The sequence below is a fragment of the Streptomyces sp. 150FB genome (assembly GCF_000818195.1).
Taxonomy (GTDB): Bacteria; Actinomycetota; Actinomycetes; order Streptomycetales; family Streptomycetaceae; genus Streptomyces.
Genome location: NZ_JTHL01000001.1, coordinates 2,934,925 through 2,935,935, shown reverse-complemented (window position 1 = coordinate 2,935,935; position 1,011 = coordinate 2,934,925). Strand labels below are relative to the sequence as shown.

Below are 1,011 nucleotides of genomic sequence, written 5' to 3'. Positions count from 1 at the left end.
CCGCCTCTGTCAGCGCCTCGCTCCGCAGCGCCGCCGCCCTGCGCAGCGCCGCCACCGTCGGGTCCGCCGGATCGCCCGCCTCCCCGTGCGCCGCGGCGAGGACCGCGGCGACCGTCGTCAGACCGCCCAACTCGCCCCGCACGCTCCGCCCCAGCGCCTCCACGGCGCCCGCCGTCCGGGCCCGGGAGCGGCAGTGGAAGGCCAGCTCGCACGCCGCCAGGCAATCGGGGGCGTACGCCGCGTCCACCGCCTCGACCGCAGCCGTCAACTCGTCGCCCGAGCACCGCCCGACGTCGAAGGTCATGCCGTCGGGCAGGGCGTCGGCGATGTCCTCGATCCGGGTCAGCCGGGTGAGCTGCCTGCGCGTGACGGCGAGTTGCTTGCGTACGTCCACGACCGAGGCGGTCGGCAGGTTCGAGAAGTCCTTCGGGCAGACCAGCAGCACCCGCCGGTCCACCTCCGCGCCCGCCAGCCGGTCGGCGACCCGCTCCAGCGCCAGCACGTACACGGCCGACTGCCGCGCCGCCGCGCCCACCTTCGCCGCGTCCGCCGAACCGTCGATCATCGGGAACGACTTGATCTCGACGACCGTCCACCGGCCGTCCGGGTGCACCACCACGGCGTCCGGCTCCAGATACGCGGGCGAGCCCGCCACGTCGAGAGCGAGCAGCGGATGGTCCAGCAGCGCCCAGGAACCCGCCTCGGTGGCCTCGCGCAGGGCGAGCGCCGTACGCGCCGTACGTCCCTCGGGGCCCACCGCCGACAGGTCCGGGACCAGCACCTCACCCGGCGCGGGGGCGGCCGTCGAGCCGCCGAGTCTCTCGGCGAGCAGCCGCATCAACTCCGTACCGCCGTCGGCCTTGACCTTCGCCTCGAACGCGTTCCCCCGCATGAAGGCGAACTGCGACTGGCCGAACGGCGCGGGTGAGCCCAGCGCCTTCGCGAGCGTCGCCTTGTCCACCCCGGCGCCGTCGAGCAGGGCCCGCCGCCGGCAGCCCGGGTTGGCGGCGA

At 75.6% G+C, this 1,011-nt stretch carries 1 protein-coding gene; it reads right to left on the bottom strand.

The features are described from left to right. Positions 1 to 1,011, bottom strand: a 1,011-nt coding sequence (locus QR77_RS48585; RefSeq protein ID WP_078877793.1) for a hypothetical protein, incomplete at both ends; no start/stop codon positions are given.